The following is a 16,242-nucleotide window of genomic DNA, read 5'->3' on the forward strand; positions in this document are numbered from 1 at the left end:
ATCGTCGGCGAGATCAAGCGGTTCTTCCGCGACACCTCCTGGGCGGTCCACGTACCCCGCCGCCTCCAGGAGGCGCGGGTGGAGCTGGCCAAGGCGACGGAGGAACTCAGCACCCGCCTCGGCCGGACGCCGACGGTCAAGGAGCTGGCCGACCTGATGAGCCTCACCGAGGAGGAGGTCACCGAGGCGCGGCTGGCCTCCAACGGCTACAACTCCTCCTCGCTGGACGCCGCCCTCAGCGGCGAGGGCGAGGACAGCGACGCGTCGCTGGCCGACTTCATCGGCAGCGAGGACCCCGCCATGGCGCTGGTGGAGGACTTCCACTCGCTGGCCCCGCTCATCGCCGACCTCGACGAGCGCGACCGCCGGATCATCCACCTGCGCTTCGTCGAGGAACTGACCCAGGCTCAGATCGGTGAAGAGCTGGGCTGCTCGCAGATGCACGTCTCGCGGCTGCTCGCGCGCACCGTGAAGCGCCTGCGCGAGGGCCTGCTGGGCACCGGCGTCGGCTGATCCGGCCGGCCCGAACGGCTCCAGGGTTCCCGCACCGGACACGCGTCCGGTGCGGGAACCCTGGAGCCGTTCTCATGCGGGCGGGTGCTGGCCCCGGCCCACCGGAGGGCCGGCCAGCGGGGTGGGGGAGAGCGCCGACGGCTCCTCACCCGGTTCCAGGAGGGTGTCGGCGGCGCCCACGATCAGGGGATCGGGCCGGCCGACGGCCTCGGCGTCCTTGCTGGCGTAGTCGATCCGCCACAGCAGATAGCGCATCGCCTCCAGCCTCCCCCGGCGCTTGTCGTTGCTCTTGACGACCGTCCACGGCGCGTCGGCGGTGTCGGTCGCGCGGAACATCTCGATCTTCGCGACGGTGTACGCGTCCCACAGGTCCAGCGAGGCCAGATCCGTCGGCGACAGCTTCCACTGACGGACGGGGTCCACCTGCCGGATCGCGAACCGGGTGCGCTGCTCCGCGCGGGAGACCGAGAACCAGAACTTGACCAGGATGATGCCGTCCTCGACCAGCATCGACTCGAAGGCCGGGCACTGCCGGAGGAAGAGCGCGTGCTGCTCCTCCGTGCAGAAGCCCATGACCTTCTCGACCCCCGCGCGGTTGTGCCAGGAACGGTCGAAGAACACGATCTCGCCGCGCGCCGGCAGGTGCGGGACGTACCGCTGGAAGTACCACTGTCCCGCCTCCCGCTCGGTCGGCTTGTCCAGGGCGATGATGCGCGCCCCTCGCGGGTTCAGCCGCTCCGTGAAGCGCTGGATCGTGCCGCCCTTGCCCGCGGCGTCCCGCCCCTCGCAGATCACGACCAGCCGGGCCCCCGTCTCCTTGACCCAGCGCTGCAGCTTCAGCAGCTCGATCTGCAGGACCCGCTTGGTCCGTTCGTACTCCTGGCGGCGGACCTTCCGGTCGTAGGGGTAGTTCTCGCGCCAGGTCCGGATGGGTCCCCCCTGCGCGTCCAGCAGGACGGGCTGCTCCGGCTGGCTGGTGTCCACCCTCAGCCCGGCCAGCAGGTCGTCGGCGGGGTCGTCGGCGTCGCTCATGCGTCGGCTCCTTCGGCCGGGGCGTGGTCGGGGTGGTCGGGAGTGCGACGCTCCCTCTGGAGCCGGGCCTCGAAGCGGTGCTCGTGGCCGCCGGCCAGGGCCGAGACCGCGGTGCGCTCCAGGTCCCGGAACGGCTCGTAGTAGGTCTCGTTGTAGGCGTCGACGATCTGGTACGTCCAGTGGCCCGGCATGACGTTGCGCCCCAGGATCTCGGTCTCCACCCGGTCCGCCCAGGCGTGGTGCCCCGCCTTCCGCAGCAGCCCGACCGCCCGGTCGAGCTCGAAGTCGGCGGTGCCGGTCAGCTGGTGGAAGCCGTACAGATGGCCCCGGGCGCGCTCCACGGTCTCCAGGGCCTTGGACAGCGAACCGAGGGCCTCGACCGTGGTGGCGTCCGGGGCGGCGGGACCGGGGGCGTCCCGGCCGTCGTCGTGAGTGCTCATAGGGGCCCCTTGCCCCGTCGGCGGACGGATACGAGCGTGTCGGCCGACACATCACCCGGACGGCGCGGTCGGGTCGGAGGGCGCCCCGTTCCACGGAACGCCCTCCGACCCGGCGGATCCCGCTCAGACGAAGGTCACGGTCACCCGCTCGAAGCCCAGGCCCCCCAGCAGCTCCCGCAGCATCGCGGCGGTGTTCCGTTCCGCCCGGGACGTCAGGTCGGACTCGCGGGCCGCGTCGCCGATGCGCCGGGCGGCGAGGGCGTGGACGGCCTGCTCGCTCGCGGGGTTGTCCGAGAAGAGGTCGCCGATCCGGTCGAGCAGACCGCGCTGCTTCGACACGGCGTACGACCGCTCCGGATCGAGAGCCGGGTCGGCCAGCCGGGCGTGCGGCAGCCGGAGGGTGGCCTCGGTCCGGTCGGCGTCGACGGTCACGGCGCCGTCCCCGAGGCCGCCGAACTCGACGTAGGAGACGACGCTGCCGCTCGCCACGTACAGGGTGCGGGTGCCGCGGATCGCGTCCGGCAGGAACCGCGCGTCGTGCTCCAGGTCGACCACCACCTGGTAGGTCCCCGCCGCCCCCTCGTACCGGCTCAGGTCCTGGACGGACTTCAGGACGGCGGGGCCGGAGCGGTCCTTCACGTCCGTCCCGAGGACGTCCATGCCGGGGATCCGGAGGAACTGGCCGATCAGCATGAGGGCGACGGCGATCACGAGCAGGACGACGGCGGCGAGGGGCCACCTCCCTCCGGGACGCTTCCACGGACGGCGGGCCGGCGCGGGTCTGTTCTCGGTCTCTTCTCCCATGCGGGCCGGATGCCCGGGTCCGCCGCTCCCACACCCAACTACGCCCGAAACGAGCTCTGTTGGGGAGGGAGGGGAGGGTGGTTCGGAGGTGGGTGCCCCGGGGGACCGCAGGGCATGCGGTCCCCCGGCGGGGGTACGCGGGATCCGTCCGCACGAGGGCACCAAGGGGAGGAGACGGCTCATGTTCGGTCGGAGAACGTCGAAGGGTCGGGGCGGTGCGCCCACCGGAGGGGACGGGGGCGACGGGAGAGGCGCGGGGGGTGCGGGCGGCGTGGCGCCGGCCGCCGGGAGCCCGGCACGTAAGGAGCCGGACACCACGACGTCCCCGGCCGCGGTCCCGGTCCGGCGCGGCCCGGGTCGGTTCGTGCGGACCCTCGTCGGCCTCACGGCCCTCGCGGGCATGGTGGCGTTCGCCGTGGTCCTGGCCCGGTTGACGCTGGAGGCCTCACCGGCCTCCGTGCCCCTCACCCACAACAACCTGACGCCCGGGCGCTCGATCGAGGCCTACCTCGGCCGGCCCGCGTTCGTGGACACCGTCAAGCAGCTCGGGGGCAACATCCTCCTCGGAGTCCCCTTCGGGATCCTGCTGCCGCTGCTGTCCCGCAAGGCCCGCGGCTTCCTCCGCGTCGCGCTCCTCACCGCGGCCACCATGCTGCTCGTGGAGCTGGTGCAGGGGGCGCTCGTCACGGGGCGCGCCTTCGACATCGACGACGTCCTCCTCAACACGACGGGAGCGCTGCTCGGCTACGTGACCGTCGGCCGACGGCTGGGCCGCGCCGTGCACCCCCGCCTCCGCCCCCACTGGTGGCAGCGCCGGCGCCCGACCCGTACCTCGGCATGACAGCCGGGACGGCGGGCTCCGGCGTAGTACCCCCCAGGGGGTTACCACGCCGGGGCACGGCCGGGCGGAACCTCCTGAACGGCGGGCTCCGGGGTCCCGGAGCCCGCCCCCGACCCGACCGACGCCGAGGGCCTGACGGCTCGCCCGCCGCTCCGTACCCGCCCCCTTTCGGCCGGTCCGCGCGTACCGGCGACCCGCGTGACGACGCGAGGTCCGGCCCCGGGCCGGCAGCCCCCACGCTCCGCGACCGCAGCGCGCGCGATCGTTGCGGAGCCCCCAAGATGGACAGGGTGGCACGACAGCGGTCCCGGAATGACCTGAGCCCCAGCGGGCACCCGCAAGGAGTCACCGCCCGCGCTCGCGGGTGACTCTCATCACGGAGGTGTGCCGTGGCCAGTACGGCTCTGCCCCTGGGCACCCTGCCCACAGGTCTCATGACCCTTCCCGGCGTCTACTCACCGCAAGGGGACACCCAACTCCTCGCACAGGCCCTCGCCCAGGAAGACCTGAAGCCGGGGACGGACGTGCTGGAGATCGGCACGGGCACGGGCGCACTGGCCCTCCAGGCCGCGCGAAGGGGTGCCGTGGTCACGGCGGTCGACGTCTCGTGGCGCGCCGTGTTCACCGCGCGGCTGAACGCCGTACGCGGAAGACTGCCCCTGCGCGTCATGCACGGCGACTTCGCGGTGCGCGCCGCGGGCAGCCGCTTCGACCTGGTCCTCTCGAATCCGCCCTACGTCCCGGCCCCGGGACCTCTGCCGTCGCGGGGGCCGGAGCGCGCCTGGGACGCCGGTCCCGACGGGCGCGGAGTCATCGACCGGATCTGCGAGAGCGCTCCGGCGCTGTTGCGCCCTGGCGGGGTCCTGCTCATGGTCCATTCAGGTCTGTGCGGGGCTCAGGAAACCGTCGACCAGTTGAGCGAGGCGGGAATGGCGACGACGGTCGTGGCCAGGTCCAAGGTGCCCTGGGGCCCCGTACTGCGATCACGACGGGCCTGGCTGGAAGCGCGGGGCCTGACCGACGAAGCCGAGCAGTGGGAGGAACTGGTGGTCATCCGTGCCCGAAGCCTCTGACCGCTCCGCCCGGCCGGAGGCCCCGGAGGCCGCTGCCCGCAGGGTGACCCTGGAAGCGGGCGGCCCCGTCCTGGTGGAGGGACCGGTCGTGGTCGTCCTCGACGACGGCACCCTCGCCCGCTCCGACCGGTTCGTGGTCGCCCTCTGCACGTGCCGTCGCAGCCGCGCGTACCCGTGGTGCGACACCAGTCATCGCCCCCGTGAAAGGGACGCCTCGCGGTCCCAGGACAGGAACCCGTCATGACGCTTCTCAGCCCGGGCAGGAGGGCGACCACCACCGGGCCCCACCTGGTGGAGGGACGCGGAGACCTGTCCCGTGCCGTGGTCCAGGCTCTGCGATCCGGTGACGCGCCGCCCGCCCACACGGCTGCGGAGGCAGCGCGGACGGACCCGTACGGAGAGGACCTGCAGCTCGCTCTCTATCTCCTCTACGAACTGCACTACCGCGGCTTCGACGGCGTGGACGCCGAGCGGGAATGGGATCCGTCCCTGCTGCGCCTCCGCGGGGCGCTGGAAGCCCGCTTCCTGGACGCCCTGCACTCCGCGCTGCCCGACGCCCCCCGCACGGTCGAGGAGGCGTTCGCCCCCCTCCTCGTCGAGCCGGTGGACCTCTCGGGCAGCCTGAGTCACCACTTGGAGAAGGAAGGCGAGCTGTGGCAGCTGCGTGAATACGCCGCGCTGCGCTCCCTCTACCACCTCAAGGAAGCCGACCCGCACGCCTGGGTCATCCCGCGCCTCACCGGTCGTTCCAAGGCCGCGATGGTCGCCATCGAGTACGACGAGTTCGGCGCCGGCCGCGCGGCCGACATGCACGCCCGGCTGTTCGCGGACCTCATGGTCGATCTCCGGCTCGACCCGGCGTACGGCCGCTATCTCGACCTGGCCCCGGCCCCACTCCTCGCCACCGTGAACCTCATGTCGCTCTTCGGGCTCCACCGCGCCCTGCGCGGCGCGCTCGTCGGCCATTTCGCCTGCGTCGAAGTCACCTCCTCGCCCGGTTCCCGGCGGCTCGCCAAGGCGATGCGGCGCTGCGGGGCCGGAGCGGCGGCGGAACACTTCTACGCCGAGCACGTGGAAGCCGACGCCGTCCACGAGCAGCTCGTACGCCACGAGGTCATCGGAGGACTCCTGGCCGACGAGCCCGCCCTGGAGGAGGACGTCGCATTCGGGTGCGCGGCCACCGTCTTCCTGGAAGACCGCCTGTCCGACCACATCGGTGCGGCCTGGGCAGAGGGGAGAAGCGCGTTGCTCGCACCGCTGCCCCGGGGGTGACGCCCCGATGCCGTCGTGGCGTCGGCACCGAGGGGCGAGGGGCCCGCGCCGAGGACACCCGGGCCCGGCCCTGCGAGGCCGCCGGCACAAGCCGGGACCTCGCCGGGGGCCGGGGAGGAGGGGCGGGTACGGCGCAACCCGCGGACGGGGTCTCCGCCGACGTTCGGCCGGGCACGGCCGCGGTCACCGCAGGGGCCCACCCCGACCGGTCACACGGCGGCCGGGAAACGTTCCCAGACGCGGTGGGCCGAGAGCAGTTCCAGCAGCCGGGGCAGTCCTCGGGCATCGTCGGTGACGATGACGCCCGGCTCTCCGGTGCTGATGCCGACGGCCTCGAACAGGGCTTCGGCACCACCCCACCCGGCCAGGGCCTTGCCGTGCCGGTACGCCTCGGTCAGCAGCGTCAGGACGCGCGGGTCGCCGACCGTGGGGGCGGGCGCCCCGGCCTTGGCGTCGCGGGCGCCGTAGGCGTCGGCACCCGCTGCGGGAAGGCCCGCGAACACCAGCGCGTCGAACTCGACCGAGCGTGCGGTGGCGAAGGTGCGCTGCACGGTGACCGGGTCGCCCTCGGCGCCCAGAACTCCGCCGGCCGGGGCGACGACCAAGGGCACCAGACCCGCGTCCAGGACCGCTTCGCGGACCTCTCGCACCGCGGCCAGGTCGACGGCCCCGTCGGTGACGATGCCGATGACGCGTCCGTCCAGCGGCCAGGTGCGGCCGACCTGGGACAGGGCGGGGCTCGGACGGGCGTCCGCCAGGGGCTCGGTGGCGGCCGGTGCCGGCAGCCCGAGTCCGGCCGCCACCTGGGAGCACAGCTCGGGGTCGATGTTGGCGAGCACGGCCAGGGTGCGTTCCTTGACGGCCTGCTCGTAGCACTTGCCCAGTTCGAAGGTGTAGGCGGCGATGATGTGCTCGCGCTCGACGGAGGACATGCTGAGCCAGAACATGCGGGGCTGGGAGAAGTGATCGCCGTAGGAAGCGGGTGCCTCGCGGACCTTGCGGCCGGCGGGGACCTCGACGGGGACTTCGATGAAGGCGCCGGTGTCGGCGCCGGCGAAGAAGGGGCAACCGCCGTCGAGGCTGTTGGGCTTGTAGGGCGCCACTCCGCGGTGCACCGCGGTCTGGTGCATGCCGTCGCGCTGCATGTCGTTGACGGGGGCGTGCGTGCGGTTGATCGGCAACTGCGGGAAGTTGGGGCCGCCGAGCCGGGTGAGCTGGGTGTCCAGGTACGAGAAGTTCCGTCCCGCGAGGAGCGGGTCGTCGGTGGCGTCGATGCCGGGCACCAGGTGACCGGTGTGGAAGGCGACCTGTTCGACCTCGGCGAAGAAGTTCGACGGGTTCGCGTTCAGCGTCAGCAGCCCCACGGGCTTCACCGGCGCGAGCTCCTCCGGGACGATCTTCGTCGCGTCGAGGAGATCGATGCCCTCGAACATCTGGTCGTCGGTGTCGGGGAAGGTCTGGATGCCGAGCTCCCACTGGGGGAAGGCGCCGGACTCGATGGCGTCGAAGAGGTCCCGGCGGTGGAAGTCGGGATCCACGCCCGCGATGATCTGCGCCTCTTCCCAGACCAGGGAGTGAACCCCGAGCTTGGGCTTCCAGTGGAACTTCACGAGCGTCGTGGCGCCCTCGGCGTTGACGAGGCGAAAGGTGTGGACGCCGAAGCCCTCCATCATCCGGTAGGAACGGGGGATGCCCCGGTCGGACATGTTCCACAGGGTGTGGTGGGTGGCCTCGGTGTGCAGGGAGACGAAGTCCCAGAACGTGTCGTGCGCGCTCTGCGCCTGCGGGATCTCCCGATCGGGATGCGGCTTGCCGGCGTGGATGATGTCGGGGAACTTGATCGCGTCCTGGATGAAGAACACCGGGATGTTGTTCCCGACCAGGTCGAAGACGCCCTCCTCGGTGTAGAACTTCGTCGCGAACCCCCGGGTGTCGCGCACCGTGTCGGCGGAGCCGCGGGAACCCAGCACCGTGGAGAAGCGCACGAAGACCGGCGTCTCGACGTCCCGGGCGAGGAAGGCGGCCTTGCTGACCGCCTGCGCGGTGCCGTAGGACTGGAACACGCCGTGCGCTGCCGACCCGCGGGCGTGAACCACGCGCTCCGGGATCCGCTCGTGGTCGAAGTGCATGATCTTCTCGCGCAGGTGGTGGTCCTGCAGCAACACCGGCCCCCGCGGCCCCGCCTTGAGCGAATGGTCCGTATCGCCCAGGCGCACGCCCTGCGCGGTCGTCAGGTACGCGCCGCTCTGCGCCGTCCGGGCCTGCTCCGCACCGGTGGGCTGCCCGGTCGGGCTGACCGTCTCCGGCCCGCTCTGGTCCGCCTTCGGCGGCAGCGGCCCGGCCGGGGCGACGGGCTCGACGAGTGGGGGAGAGGCGGACGCCGGCTTGCCCGGCACCCCTTCGTCAGGGTCTCCCGCCGACCCGGCGCGCACGACGCCGGCGATCTTGTCGGCGACAGCCTTCACCGGATTCTTCTCGGACATCACGTCTCCCAACGCAGGGGGCGCCTTCGGGCCCTTAGACGTGTGACCCGAAGCGATACCTCCGCAAACCTGGCCTAGCCCGTCCGGCCCGTCCCGGCACCGGACGCCCCGGAACGCCGGTCACCGGCCGAGGAGCTCTTCCTCGCGTCGGCGTCCGCGCACCAGGGCGGCGGCGTGCACGGTGCCCCGGGGGCCGATGCGGCCAGCGCGGCCAGGGCGGCCAGGGCGGTCCTGCGGCGCCGCCTGCCGACGGTGCCGATGGTGCCGACCGTACGCAGCCGGCGACTCCCGTGGGCCGTGTGGCGCCGCGGCGCCGGTGGGCCGCCCACGCCGAGGTGCTCGCGGTCTCCACGCCCTACGGTGGGACGCATGCGGCTCCTGCTCACGTCGGACACCCACCTCCCCCTTCGCGCCGCGTCGCTCCCGGAAGCCCTCATGGCCGCCGTCGACGACGCCGACGCCGTCATCCACGCCGGGGACTGGATCGACGAGGCCACGCTCGACCTGCTGGAGTCCAGGTCCCGCCGGCTGATCGGCGTGTACGGCAACAACGACGGCCCGGGACTGCGCCTCCGACTTCCGGAGGTCGCCTACGCCGACCTGGGCGGAGTGCGCTTCGCCGTCGTGCACGAGACCGGAGCGGCCGCCGGACGGGAGCGGCGCTGCGCGGCACGCTTCCCCGACGTGGACGTCCTGGTCTTCGGCCACAGTCACATCCCGTGGGACACCACCTCCGGCAGCCTGCGCCTGCTCAACCCGGGCTCGCCCACGGACCGCAGACGCCAGCCCTCCTGCACGTTCATGACGCTGACGGTCGAGGACGGGAGGGCGTACGACGTGACGCTCCACCGTCTGCCCCGACGGCGCTGACCAAAGGGTCGCGCCACGATCCACGAGCACCGTGCGCACCTCGTCGGTCCACCAGGACGGGGGCGCGGCTCGGCGGCGACGCGCGTGCCGGCGGGGAAGCAGGCGGGGCAGGCGTCCAGCGCGGCCGCGTCGGCCCGCAGGGTCGACGGCTCGGCTCGGCCCGCCTGTCGGCTGCGCCGAGCCGCCGAGCGCCCGGCAGGATGGGTGCCACCAAGACCCGGCCGGAGGGGCGGGCGGCGGGCGGCGTGGGAGGAACGGCAGTGAACGAACCGGGCGCGGGTCCCTTGTTGGTGTTCGCCAACTTCCTCTCGGACCTGGCTGTGGATCTGGCGGAAGGCCGGGTGCTGGCGCAGTGGGCCCAACAGGCGCCGCGCAAGGTGTGGCTGTTGCGGGGCGGCGACGTACTGGTGACCCCCGGACCGCTGAGCGGTGAGTTCCGGCGGTACGTCAGCGACTTGACGGGGGTGCCCCGTGAGCGGACTGCGGTCATCGAGGTGCCGCCGGCCGGGGCCGTACCCCTGGCCCAGGCGGTCCGCGAGGCCGGGCTGGTGGACCGGGTCGCCGCTCACGTGCGTCAGCCGGGTACGGCGTTGTTGCCGACCGCCCTCGACGCATCCGCCATCGCGTTCGCGCGTGATCTCGGGTTGGCCGTCCACCCGTACGCGACGGTCGACGAAGCGGCCGCCGCCCTGCCGGTGACGATGCTGCTGAACACGAAGGCCGGGTTCCGCCGGGCGGCCGAGCGGCTGGGCATGCGATTGCCGGCGGGACGGGTGTGCCGACGACCCGAGGTCGAAGGTGTCGTACGGCAGCTTCTGGCCCAGCACGAGCAGGTGGTGGTCAAGCCCGACCGCTCGGCGGGGGGACACGGGATGCGTTTCCTCTCACGGAAGGACGGGGGAGGAACGGACCTGGCGCTGGATGCGGTCGGCGGCCCGCAGGGCACGTGGGTGGTGGAGGAGTACGTGGCCTCGGTCGCGTCGGTGAGCATCCAGATGGAGAACACGACCTCCGGGACCCGGGCCCTGTTCAGCGGTGCGATGCGCACGGAACAGGGCTCCTTCACGGGGTACGTCTCGCCCCTGCCGCCGTCGTGCGCGCACGTGGCCGGGGAACTGGAGGAGTGGGGGCTGCGACTGGGCCGCCATCTGGCCGACCACGGCTACCTCGGCCCGTTCGGACTCGACGCACTGGTCGACACGGACGGAGTGCCGTACGCGGGTGAGAGCAACGTCCGAAGGACGGCCACCACCACGCCCCATGCCATGGTCACCCGGCTCACGGCCGCGTCCGGCGCAGCCCGCCCGGCGTGGGCGGTGTCGAGGAGGAACTCCCGGGCGGCCTTCGGTCTGGCCGAAGCCCTCGACCGGCTGCGTGCCCACCGACTCGCGTTCGATCCGGAGCGGGGGGAGGGCGTGGTGCTCTATGCGGACGCCCCGCCGGACGGCCGCTCATGGCGCTACGCGGTCGTCGCGGCGCACGCGGACGGGGTGAGCGAGCGGGAGCGCGGGCTGGTGGAAGCCTTGGGACTCGAGTGAACGGCCACCGGGCACCCGCGCCGTTCGGGCATCGGCCGAGCCCCGGGCACGTGCCCGGGGCTCCGGCTCCGGCTTCGTCACGAGGAGGAGGTCGTTTGCTCGCGCGCGTCCTCCTCGACGCGGAGTCGGCCCAGGCGGCCCTGCGGATGATGCGCACCGACATGTCCGCCGCCGACCAGGGCGCACCCCGTGCATGAACGGTCACCACCCGGGAAGACGCCCGCTGGCCGCGTCCCGGCCACGCACGCGAAGGCCGAGGACGGAAGAGGACGGAAGCGGACGGGCAAGGGTGGGCCCCGATGCGGAGAGGGCCGGCGACTCGTCGCGGTGAGGCGTTCGACGCCCGCGCGACTCCGTGGCGGGGCCTCGATCAATCCCTCGACGGGATGTTCGATTTTTCGAGGGGTGACCGCGCGGCGACAGCCGGCGGGCTGACCGCGGCCGCCCCTCAGACGATGCCGGAGCCTCGTGACAGGAGCTGCGCGACCGCCAGGCCCGCCACCGCCATCGCGGCCCGGAAGGGCCATCGGCTGGTGGCGGGCCACCACGGGACGGCAGCAGCGACGGCGGCGCATACCGCTGCGCCCGCGCACACCCAGCCCGACAGCCCCGCCGGCCCGGGCGGCCCCAGCGTGACGACCGCGACCGCGGCCGGCATCGTGACCAGCGCGAGCCGGCGGCAGGCCACCGGGCCGAGACGCTGCGGCAGGCCACGCACGCCCGTCGCGAGATCGTCCGCGATGTCCGGCAGCGCGTTCACCCAGTGGGCGCCGACGCCGAGCAGGGCGCTGGTGAGGACGGCCCACCAGGCGGGCCAGGCGTGGGCCGGCGCGCCGAGTGTGACGAAGGCGGGCAGGGACGCGAACCCGACGGCGTACGGCACGGGCGAGAGCGGAGTGCTCTTGAGGACCAGGTTGTACGCCCACCCGCCGGCGACGACTCCCGTCAGATGTACGGCCGCGGCCGCCGTACCGCTGAGCAACGAGAGCGGTACGCAGACGAGGAGCGCCACCACGGCGGCCACGGCGACCGTCCGCGGCCTCAGGGCGCCGGCCGCGAGGGGCTTGTCGCGGCGACCGCTGGCGGCGTCCCGGACCGAGTCCACCGCGTCGTTGCACCACCCGACCGACAACTGGCCGGCGAGCACCGCCAGTCCGACTGCCACGGCGCCGCCCGCTCCGCGACCTGACGCGGCCGCGAGTGCGCCGACGAAGACCGTCACCGCGAGCGTCGGCTCCGGGTGGCAGGAACGCAGCAGCGCCGCGAACCGGAGTGTCGCTCGCACCGGAACGGCAGTGGGGTATAGAGACACGGGTGCAAGGTAGTCGCACCACCGGTCGTGAGGAGACATCCCGGAATGCGTGTCCCCGCAGTCCCCCGATTCGCTACCGTGACGCCGCCGACCGCACGAGGGGGCGAGGGCTCCACCGACGTGACCGACCCGACCGACCCGGACGGTCGCGAGAGCGTCGTGGCCGCTGTCCGTACGGCCCTGCCCGAGCACCGGTACGCCCAGAGCGAGATCACGGAGCTGATCGGCGACCTCTGTCTGGCCCCGGGGGCGGACCGCTCCCTGCTGCGGCGGCTGCACGGGGCCTCCGGGGTGCGGACCCGGCACCTCGCCCTCCCGCTCGACCGGTACGCCACCATGGGGGGCTTCGGCGAGGCGAACGCCGCATGGATGGCCGCGGGCCTGGAACTGGGCGAAAGGGCACTGGCGTCCGCGCTCGAAGCCTCCGGGCTCTCCCCGGCGGACGTGGACCTGTTCGTGTGCACGTCCATCACCGGGATCGCCGCGCCGTCGCTCGACGCCCGGCTCGCGTCACGCATGGGCATGCGACCGGACGTCAAGAGGATCCCCGTCTTCGGTCTCGGATGCGTGGCGGGAGCCGCCGGTCTCGCACGACTCCACGACTACCTGCGCGGCCATCCCGGGGCCGTGGCCGTGCTGCTCAGCGTGGAACTGTGCTCGCTCACCCTGCAGCAGCGCGACGCCTCACCGGCCAACCTCGTCGCCGGTGCCCTCTTCGGCGACGGCGCGGCAGCGGTCGTCGCGCACACCGCTCGCGCGGACGACCACCGGCCCGGCCGGCCGACGGTGGTGGCCACCCGCAGCCTCCTCTACCCGGGCACCGAGCACCTGCTGGGCTGGGCGATCGGGGCCGGAGGATTCCGCCCGGTGGTGGACGCCGGCATTCCCGAGGTCGTCACGGCACGGATCGGACCGGACCTCCGGGCCTTCCTCACCACCCACGGCCTGACCCCCGACGACATCGGGGTCTGGCTCTGCCACCCCGGGGGACCGCGGATCCTCACCGCGGTGGCACACACGCTGGACCTGCCCGAGACAGCCCTCGACTCCGCCCGCCGTGCCCTGGCCACCTCCGGGAACATGTCCTCCGCCTCGGTGCTGCGGATCCTGGAGGACGTCACCACCGGCCATCCTCCGCCGCTGGGCTCGTGGGGGCTGATGATGGCCATGGGCCCCGGCTTCTGCGTCGAGTTCGTTCTCCTGCGCTGGTGAGGGCGGTCCGAACATGCTGTGGTACACACTGCTCCTGGCGGCCGTCGCCGCGGAACGCCTCGTCGAACTCGCCGTCGCGCGACGCAACGCGGCCTGGACCCTCGCCCGTCTCGGAGTCGAGTACGGACGTGGTCACTACCCGGTGATGGTGGCCCTGCACACGGCTCTGCTCGCGAGCTGCCTGATCGAGCCCTGGCTGACCGACCGACCGTTCCTGCCCCTGCTCGGCTGGACCATGGTGGTCGTCGTCGTCCTCGCCCAGGCGCTGCGCTGGTGGTGCGTCACGACCCTGGGGCCGTACTGGAACACACGTGTCATCGTGGTCCCGGGCACCCGCCTCGTGCGCGCCGGGCCGTACCGCTTCGCGAGCCATCCGAACTACGTCGCGGTCGTCGCCGAGATCGCGGCGCTGCCCCTGGTCCACTCCGCGTGGCTGACCGCCACCGTGTTCACCGCCGCCAACGGGGTGCTGCTCGCCGTCCGCGTCCGATGCGAGAACGCCGCCCTGGGGCGGGTGATCGCGGCATGACCCGCACGCACGACCTGCTGATCGCGGGCGGCGGTCCGGCAGGGCTGGCCACCGCGCTCTACGCCGTGCGGGCGGGATTCGACGTCGTGCTGGCGGAACCGCGCGCCATGCCCGTCGACAAGGCCTGTGGAGAAGGGCTCATGCCCGGCGCCGTCAGGCAACTGCGCGCGCTGGGCCTGGACGTCCCCGGCCGGCCGATCGCCGGCATCCGCTACCGGCAGGGCCCGCACCAGGCCCAAGCCGAGTTCCGGCACGGCCCCGGCCTCGGCGTGCGGCGCACCGCCCTGCACGCCGTCCTGCACACAGCGGTCCTCGCCGCAGGGGTTCCCGTCCTGCCGCAGCGTGTGCGGGAGGTGCGCCAGGACGCCAGGGGTGTCTTCGACAGCGCCACGGGAGTGCGCGCCGGCTGGCTCGTCGCCGCCGACGGACTGCACTCGCCGGTGCGACGCTCACTCGGCCTCGGAAAGCCCGACGAGGGCACCCCGCGGTACGGGCTCCGCCGGCATTACGCCGTGGCGCCGCCGTCCCCGTACGTCGAGGTCCATTGGGGGCCCCATGGCGAGGCGTACGTGACGCCACTCGGACCAGAGCTCCTGGGCGTCGCGCTCCTGACCTCCCTGCGCGCCCCGTTCGACGAGCAACTGGCCGGCTTCCCCGAACTCGCGGCCGCGCTGCCCCGACACGCCGCGGTCGGTGGCGTGCGCGGCGCGGGCCCCTTGCGCCAGAAGGTGCGCACACGCGTCCACGGCCGCGTCATGCTCGTGGGCGACGCGGCCGGATACATCGACGCCCTGACCGGCGAGGGTGTCTCACTGGCTCTCGCCGGCGCCAGGGCGCTGATCGACCAGCTGCGTCGCGGCACCCCTGGAGGTTACGAGGCCGCGTGGCAGCGGGCGACCTTCCGGCACCGACTGCTGACGGACTGCCTGGTACGGGCTCGGCAGCGGCCTTGGCTGGCAGACAGGATCGTGCCGGCCGCGGTCCGGCTCCCCCTCGTCTTCACCCTCGCCGTAAACGCTCTCGCCTGAACCTCGTAGACCTGCGCGAACAGACACGACCTGCGCGGTGTCTCCACGCCGCGCCGCACGACACGGACTCCCGGTCGCCCGGAGAAGTCCCGGCGGACGCGCCGCACCCGCTTATCCGGCCGGTGGTACAGCCGATGAACCCGCACCGACCAGTGCGACTGGTCGTATGTGCCGTTCCTCGGGGGGAGTTGGTCCGGGAACGGCCCGGGAACGGTCCGGGTGCCTCCCCGGCGCCCAGGGCCGTGGGCGGGATCACCGCCAGGTGGTCGTCGGATCCGGCCCGGCGGCGGGTCAGATCCAGCCGCGGCGCGCCGCGACGACGCCGGCCTGGAAGCGGTTCACCGCGCCCAGGAGTTCGTGGAGACGGCTCATGCGCCGGCGCATGGTGCGGACCGACCAGCCGAGCTGGCGGGCTATGGCCTCGTCCTTGAGGCCGCTGACCAGCAGGGTGAGCATCAGGCGATCCTCCTCGCCGAGCGGGTCCTCGGCGGGGGCGTCGAGCGGCAGGGCCTGTTTCCAGCACAGTTCCCAGTAGTCGGTGAGGGCGTCCAGCAGCGTGGAGGGGCGGATGACCGCAGCGCGCACGCCGTCGAGGTCCAGGGAGAGCGGCATCAGCGCCAGCCGGCGGTCCGCGATGGCCAGTTTGATCCGCAGGCCCGGCATCACCCGGGCCTGCTCGCCACGGCGTACGAGTCCGCGGATGTCCTCGAGCACCCCCGGCCACTCCAGCGCTTCGGGGGCGTAGACCGCGCGGTAGCGCACGCCGCGCCCCAGCGCCGTGCTCTCCACCGGGTTGGAGGTGGTCAGTGCGTACGGCGGCCGGTCCAGTGTCATGACGTCCTCGCGCGCCTCCTGCTGGAGGCGGACGAACCAGCGGCCGAGCGCCTCGCGGCCGGTGGCGATCTCCACCTCGTCCTCCCCGGCGGTGCCGGCCTGGGCCGCCGCGAAGAGGCGGGACAGCTCGCCCGCCGCCGAACGGACCCGGTCCAACTCCGCTGTCCTGTTCCGCACCAGGGACTCGACCGCGGCTCCCGGCTCGATCGCCGCGTACCGGCGGCGGACCCCCGCGAGCCGCCCGACCAGGCCGTGGTCGTGCAGCCGGTCCAGTGCCCTGGCGGCACGGAGGGGGGAGCAGCCGAGGTCGGCGGCGAGCTCGGCCGGGGCCGCCGTACGCCGGGTCAGCACGGCCCGGTAGACGCTCTCGTCGAACGGATCGATGCCTGCCGCGGTGAGCTCGTTCGTCATATGCGGATCCTGGCCCACCTGTGCCAGGTGCAGCAATGGGCCGTCAAGAT

Annotated in this window: 17 protein-coding genes; 10 read left to right on the plus strand and 7 right to left on the minus strand. The window is 73.2% G+C overall.

Translation table 11 applies throughout. The features are described from left to right. The coding region (locus tag AC067A_RS18050; protein WP_479243439.1) for a sigma-70 family RNA polymerase sigma factor at positions 1-513 on the plus strand (513 nt) is incomplete at its 5' end. A gap of 72 nt (positions 514-585) precedes the next feature. On the opposite strand, the gene ppk2 is transcribed toward AC067A_RS18050, so the two are convergent. The 3 genes from ppk2 to AC067A_RS18065 form a co-directional block, all read right to left on the minus strand. Next, positions 586-1,545, minus strand: a complete 960-nt coding sequence (gene ppk2, locus AC067A_RS18055) for a polyphosphate kinase 2 (protein WP_479243440.1) — start codon at positions 1,543-1,545, stop codon at positions 586-588. Beyond that, positions 1,542-1,985 (minus strand): hypothetical protein, encoded by a 444-nt coding sequence (locus AC067A_RS18060; protein ID WP_479243441.1) that lies wholly within the window; start codon positions 1,983-1,985, stop codon positions 1,542-1,544. The genes ppk2 and AC067A_RS18060 overlap by 4 nt, the downstream gene beginning before the upstream one ends. Positions 1,986-2,108: 123 nt before the next feature. After that, complete coding sequence (locus AC067A_RS18065; RefSeq protein WP_479243442.1) at positions 2,109-2,789, minus strand: DUF4230 domain-containing protein; 681 nt, start codon at positions 2,787-2,789, stop codon at positions 2,109-2,111. Between the two features lie 364 nt (positions 2,790-3,153). Here AC067A_RS18065 and AC067A_RS18070 point away from each other — a divergent pair, with 364 nt between their 5' ends. The 4 genes from AC067A_RS18070 to AC067A_RS18085 all read left to right on the plus strand — a co-directional run bounded on the left by AC067A_RS18070 (position 3,154) and on the right by AC067A_RS18085 (position 5,975). Continuing rightward, the gene (locus tag AC067A_RS18070; protein ID WP_479243443.1) at positions 3,154-3,630 is read left to right on the plus strand and encodes a VanZ family protein; all 477 of its coding nucleotides are present in this window, start codon (positions 3,154-3,156) and stop codon (positions 3,628-3,630) included. A 434-nt stretch (positions 3,631-4,064) separates the two neighbouring features. Continuing rightward, the gene (locus AC067A_RS18075) at positions 4,065-4,703 is read left to right on the plus strand and encodes a HemK2/MTQ2 family protein methyltransferase (RefSeq protein ID WP_479243663.1); all 639 of its coding nucleotides are present in this window, start codon (positions 4,065-4,067) and stop codon (positions 4,701-4,703) included. Beyond that, entirely contained in the window at positions 4,687-4,947 is a 261-nt protein-coding gene (locus tag AC067A_RS18080) for a CDGSH iron-sulfur domain-containing protein (RefSeq protein WP_479243444.1), read from the plus strand. The genes AC067A_RS18075 and AC067A_RS18080 overlap by 17 nt, the downstream gene beginning before the upstream one ends. Then, positions 4,944-5,975: an iron-containing redox enzyme family protein gene (locus tag AC067A_RS18085; protein ID WP_479243445.1), complete on the plus strand. Its 1,032-nt coding sequence runs from the start codon at positions 4,944-4,946 to the stop codon at positions 5,973-5,975. Before AC067A_RS18080 ends, AC067A_RS18085 begins: the two co-directional genes overlap by 4 nt. A gap of 209 nt (positions 5,976-6,184) precedes the next feature. Here AC067A_RS18085 and AC067A_RS18090 read toward each other — a convergent pair whose 3' ends face one another. Next, positions 6,185-8,458 carry a catalase gene (locus tag AC067A_RS18090; protein WP_479243446.1) on the minus strand — a complete coding sequence of 758 codons (2,274 nt, stop codon included), beginning with the start codon at positions 8,456-8,458 and terminating at the stop codon, positions 6,185-6,187. A gap of 74 nt (positions 8,459-8,532) precedes the next feature. Beyond that, positions 8,533-8,829, minus strand: coding sequence for a hypothetical protein (locus tag AC067A_RS18095; RefSeq protein WP_479243447.1), 297 nt, complete (start codon positions 8,827-8,829; stop codon positions 8,533-8,535). Between AC067A_RS18095 and AC067A_RS18100 the strand changes: the two genes are divergently transcribed. After that, complete coding sequence (locus tag AC067A_RS18100; RefSeq protein WP_479243448.1) at positions 8,828-9,328, plus strand: metallophosphoesterase family protein; 501 nt, start codon at positions 8,828-8,830, stop codon at positions 9,326-9,328. The two genes, AC067A_RS18095 and AC067A_RS18100, sit on opposite strands and share 2 nt — an antisense overlap. A 260-nt stretch (positions 9,329-9,588) precedes the next feature. Then, the gene (locus AC067A_RS18105; protein ID WP_479243449.1) at positions 9,589-10,866 is read left to right on the plus strand and encodes a preATP grasp domain-containing protein; all 1,278 of its coding nucleotides are present in this window, start codon (positions 9,589-9,591) and stop codon (positions 10,864-10,866) included. A 448-nt stretch (positions 10,867-11,314) separates the two neighbouring features. Here the strand turns inward: AC067A_RS18105 and AC067A_RS18110 are convergent, their stop codons facing one another. Continuing rightward, entirely contained in the window at positions 11,315-12,217 is a 903-nt protein-coding gene (locus AC067A_RS18110) for a UbiA family prenyltransferase (RefSeq protein WP_479243450.1), read from the minus strand. 6 nt (positions 12,218-12,223) lie between these two features. Here AC067A_RS18110 and AC067A_RS18115 point away from each other — a divergent pair, with 6 nt between their 5' ends. The 3 genes from AC067A_RS18115 to AC067A_RS18125 are packed head-to-tail and all read left to right on the plus strand — an operon-like array spanning position 12,224 to position 14,947. Beyond that, positions 12,224-13,390: a type III polyketide synthase gene (locus AC067A_RS18115; RefSeq protein WP_479243451.1), complete on the plus strand. Its 1,167-nt coding sequence runs from the start codon at positions 12,224-12,226 to the stop codon at positions 13,388-13,390. 13 nt (positions 13,391-13,403) lie between these two features. After that, positions 13,404-13,919: an isoprenylcysteine carboxyl methyltransferase family protein gene (locus tag AC067A_RS18120; RefSeq protein WP_479243452.1), complete on the plus strand. Its 516-nt coding sequence runs from the start codon at positions 13,404-13,406 to the stop codon at positions 13,917-13,919. Beyond that, positions 13,916-14,947, plus strand: coding sequence for an NAD(P)/FAD-dependent oxidoreductase (locus AC067A_RS18125; protein ID WP_479243453.1), 1,032 nt, complete (start codon positions 13,916-13,918; stop codon positions 14,945-14,947). Before AC067A_RS18120 ends, AC067A_RS18125 begins: the two co-directional genes overlap by 4 nt. A 291-nt stretch (positions 14,948-15,238) precedes the next feature. Here the strand turns inward: AC067A_RS18125 and AC067A_RS18130 are convergent, their stop codons facing one another. Beyond that, positions 15,239-16,192 (minus strand): helix-turn-helix domain-containing protein, encoded by a 954-nt coding sequence (locus AC067A_RS18130; protein ID WP_479243454.1) that lies wholly within the window; start codon positions 16,190-16,192, stop codon positions 15,239-15,241. Between the last annotated feature and the right edge of the window lie 50 nt (positions 16,193-16,242).

The organism is Streptomyces sp. NPDC043176 (assembly GCF_056436715.1).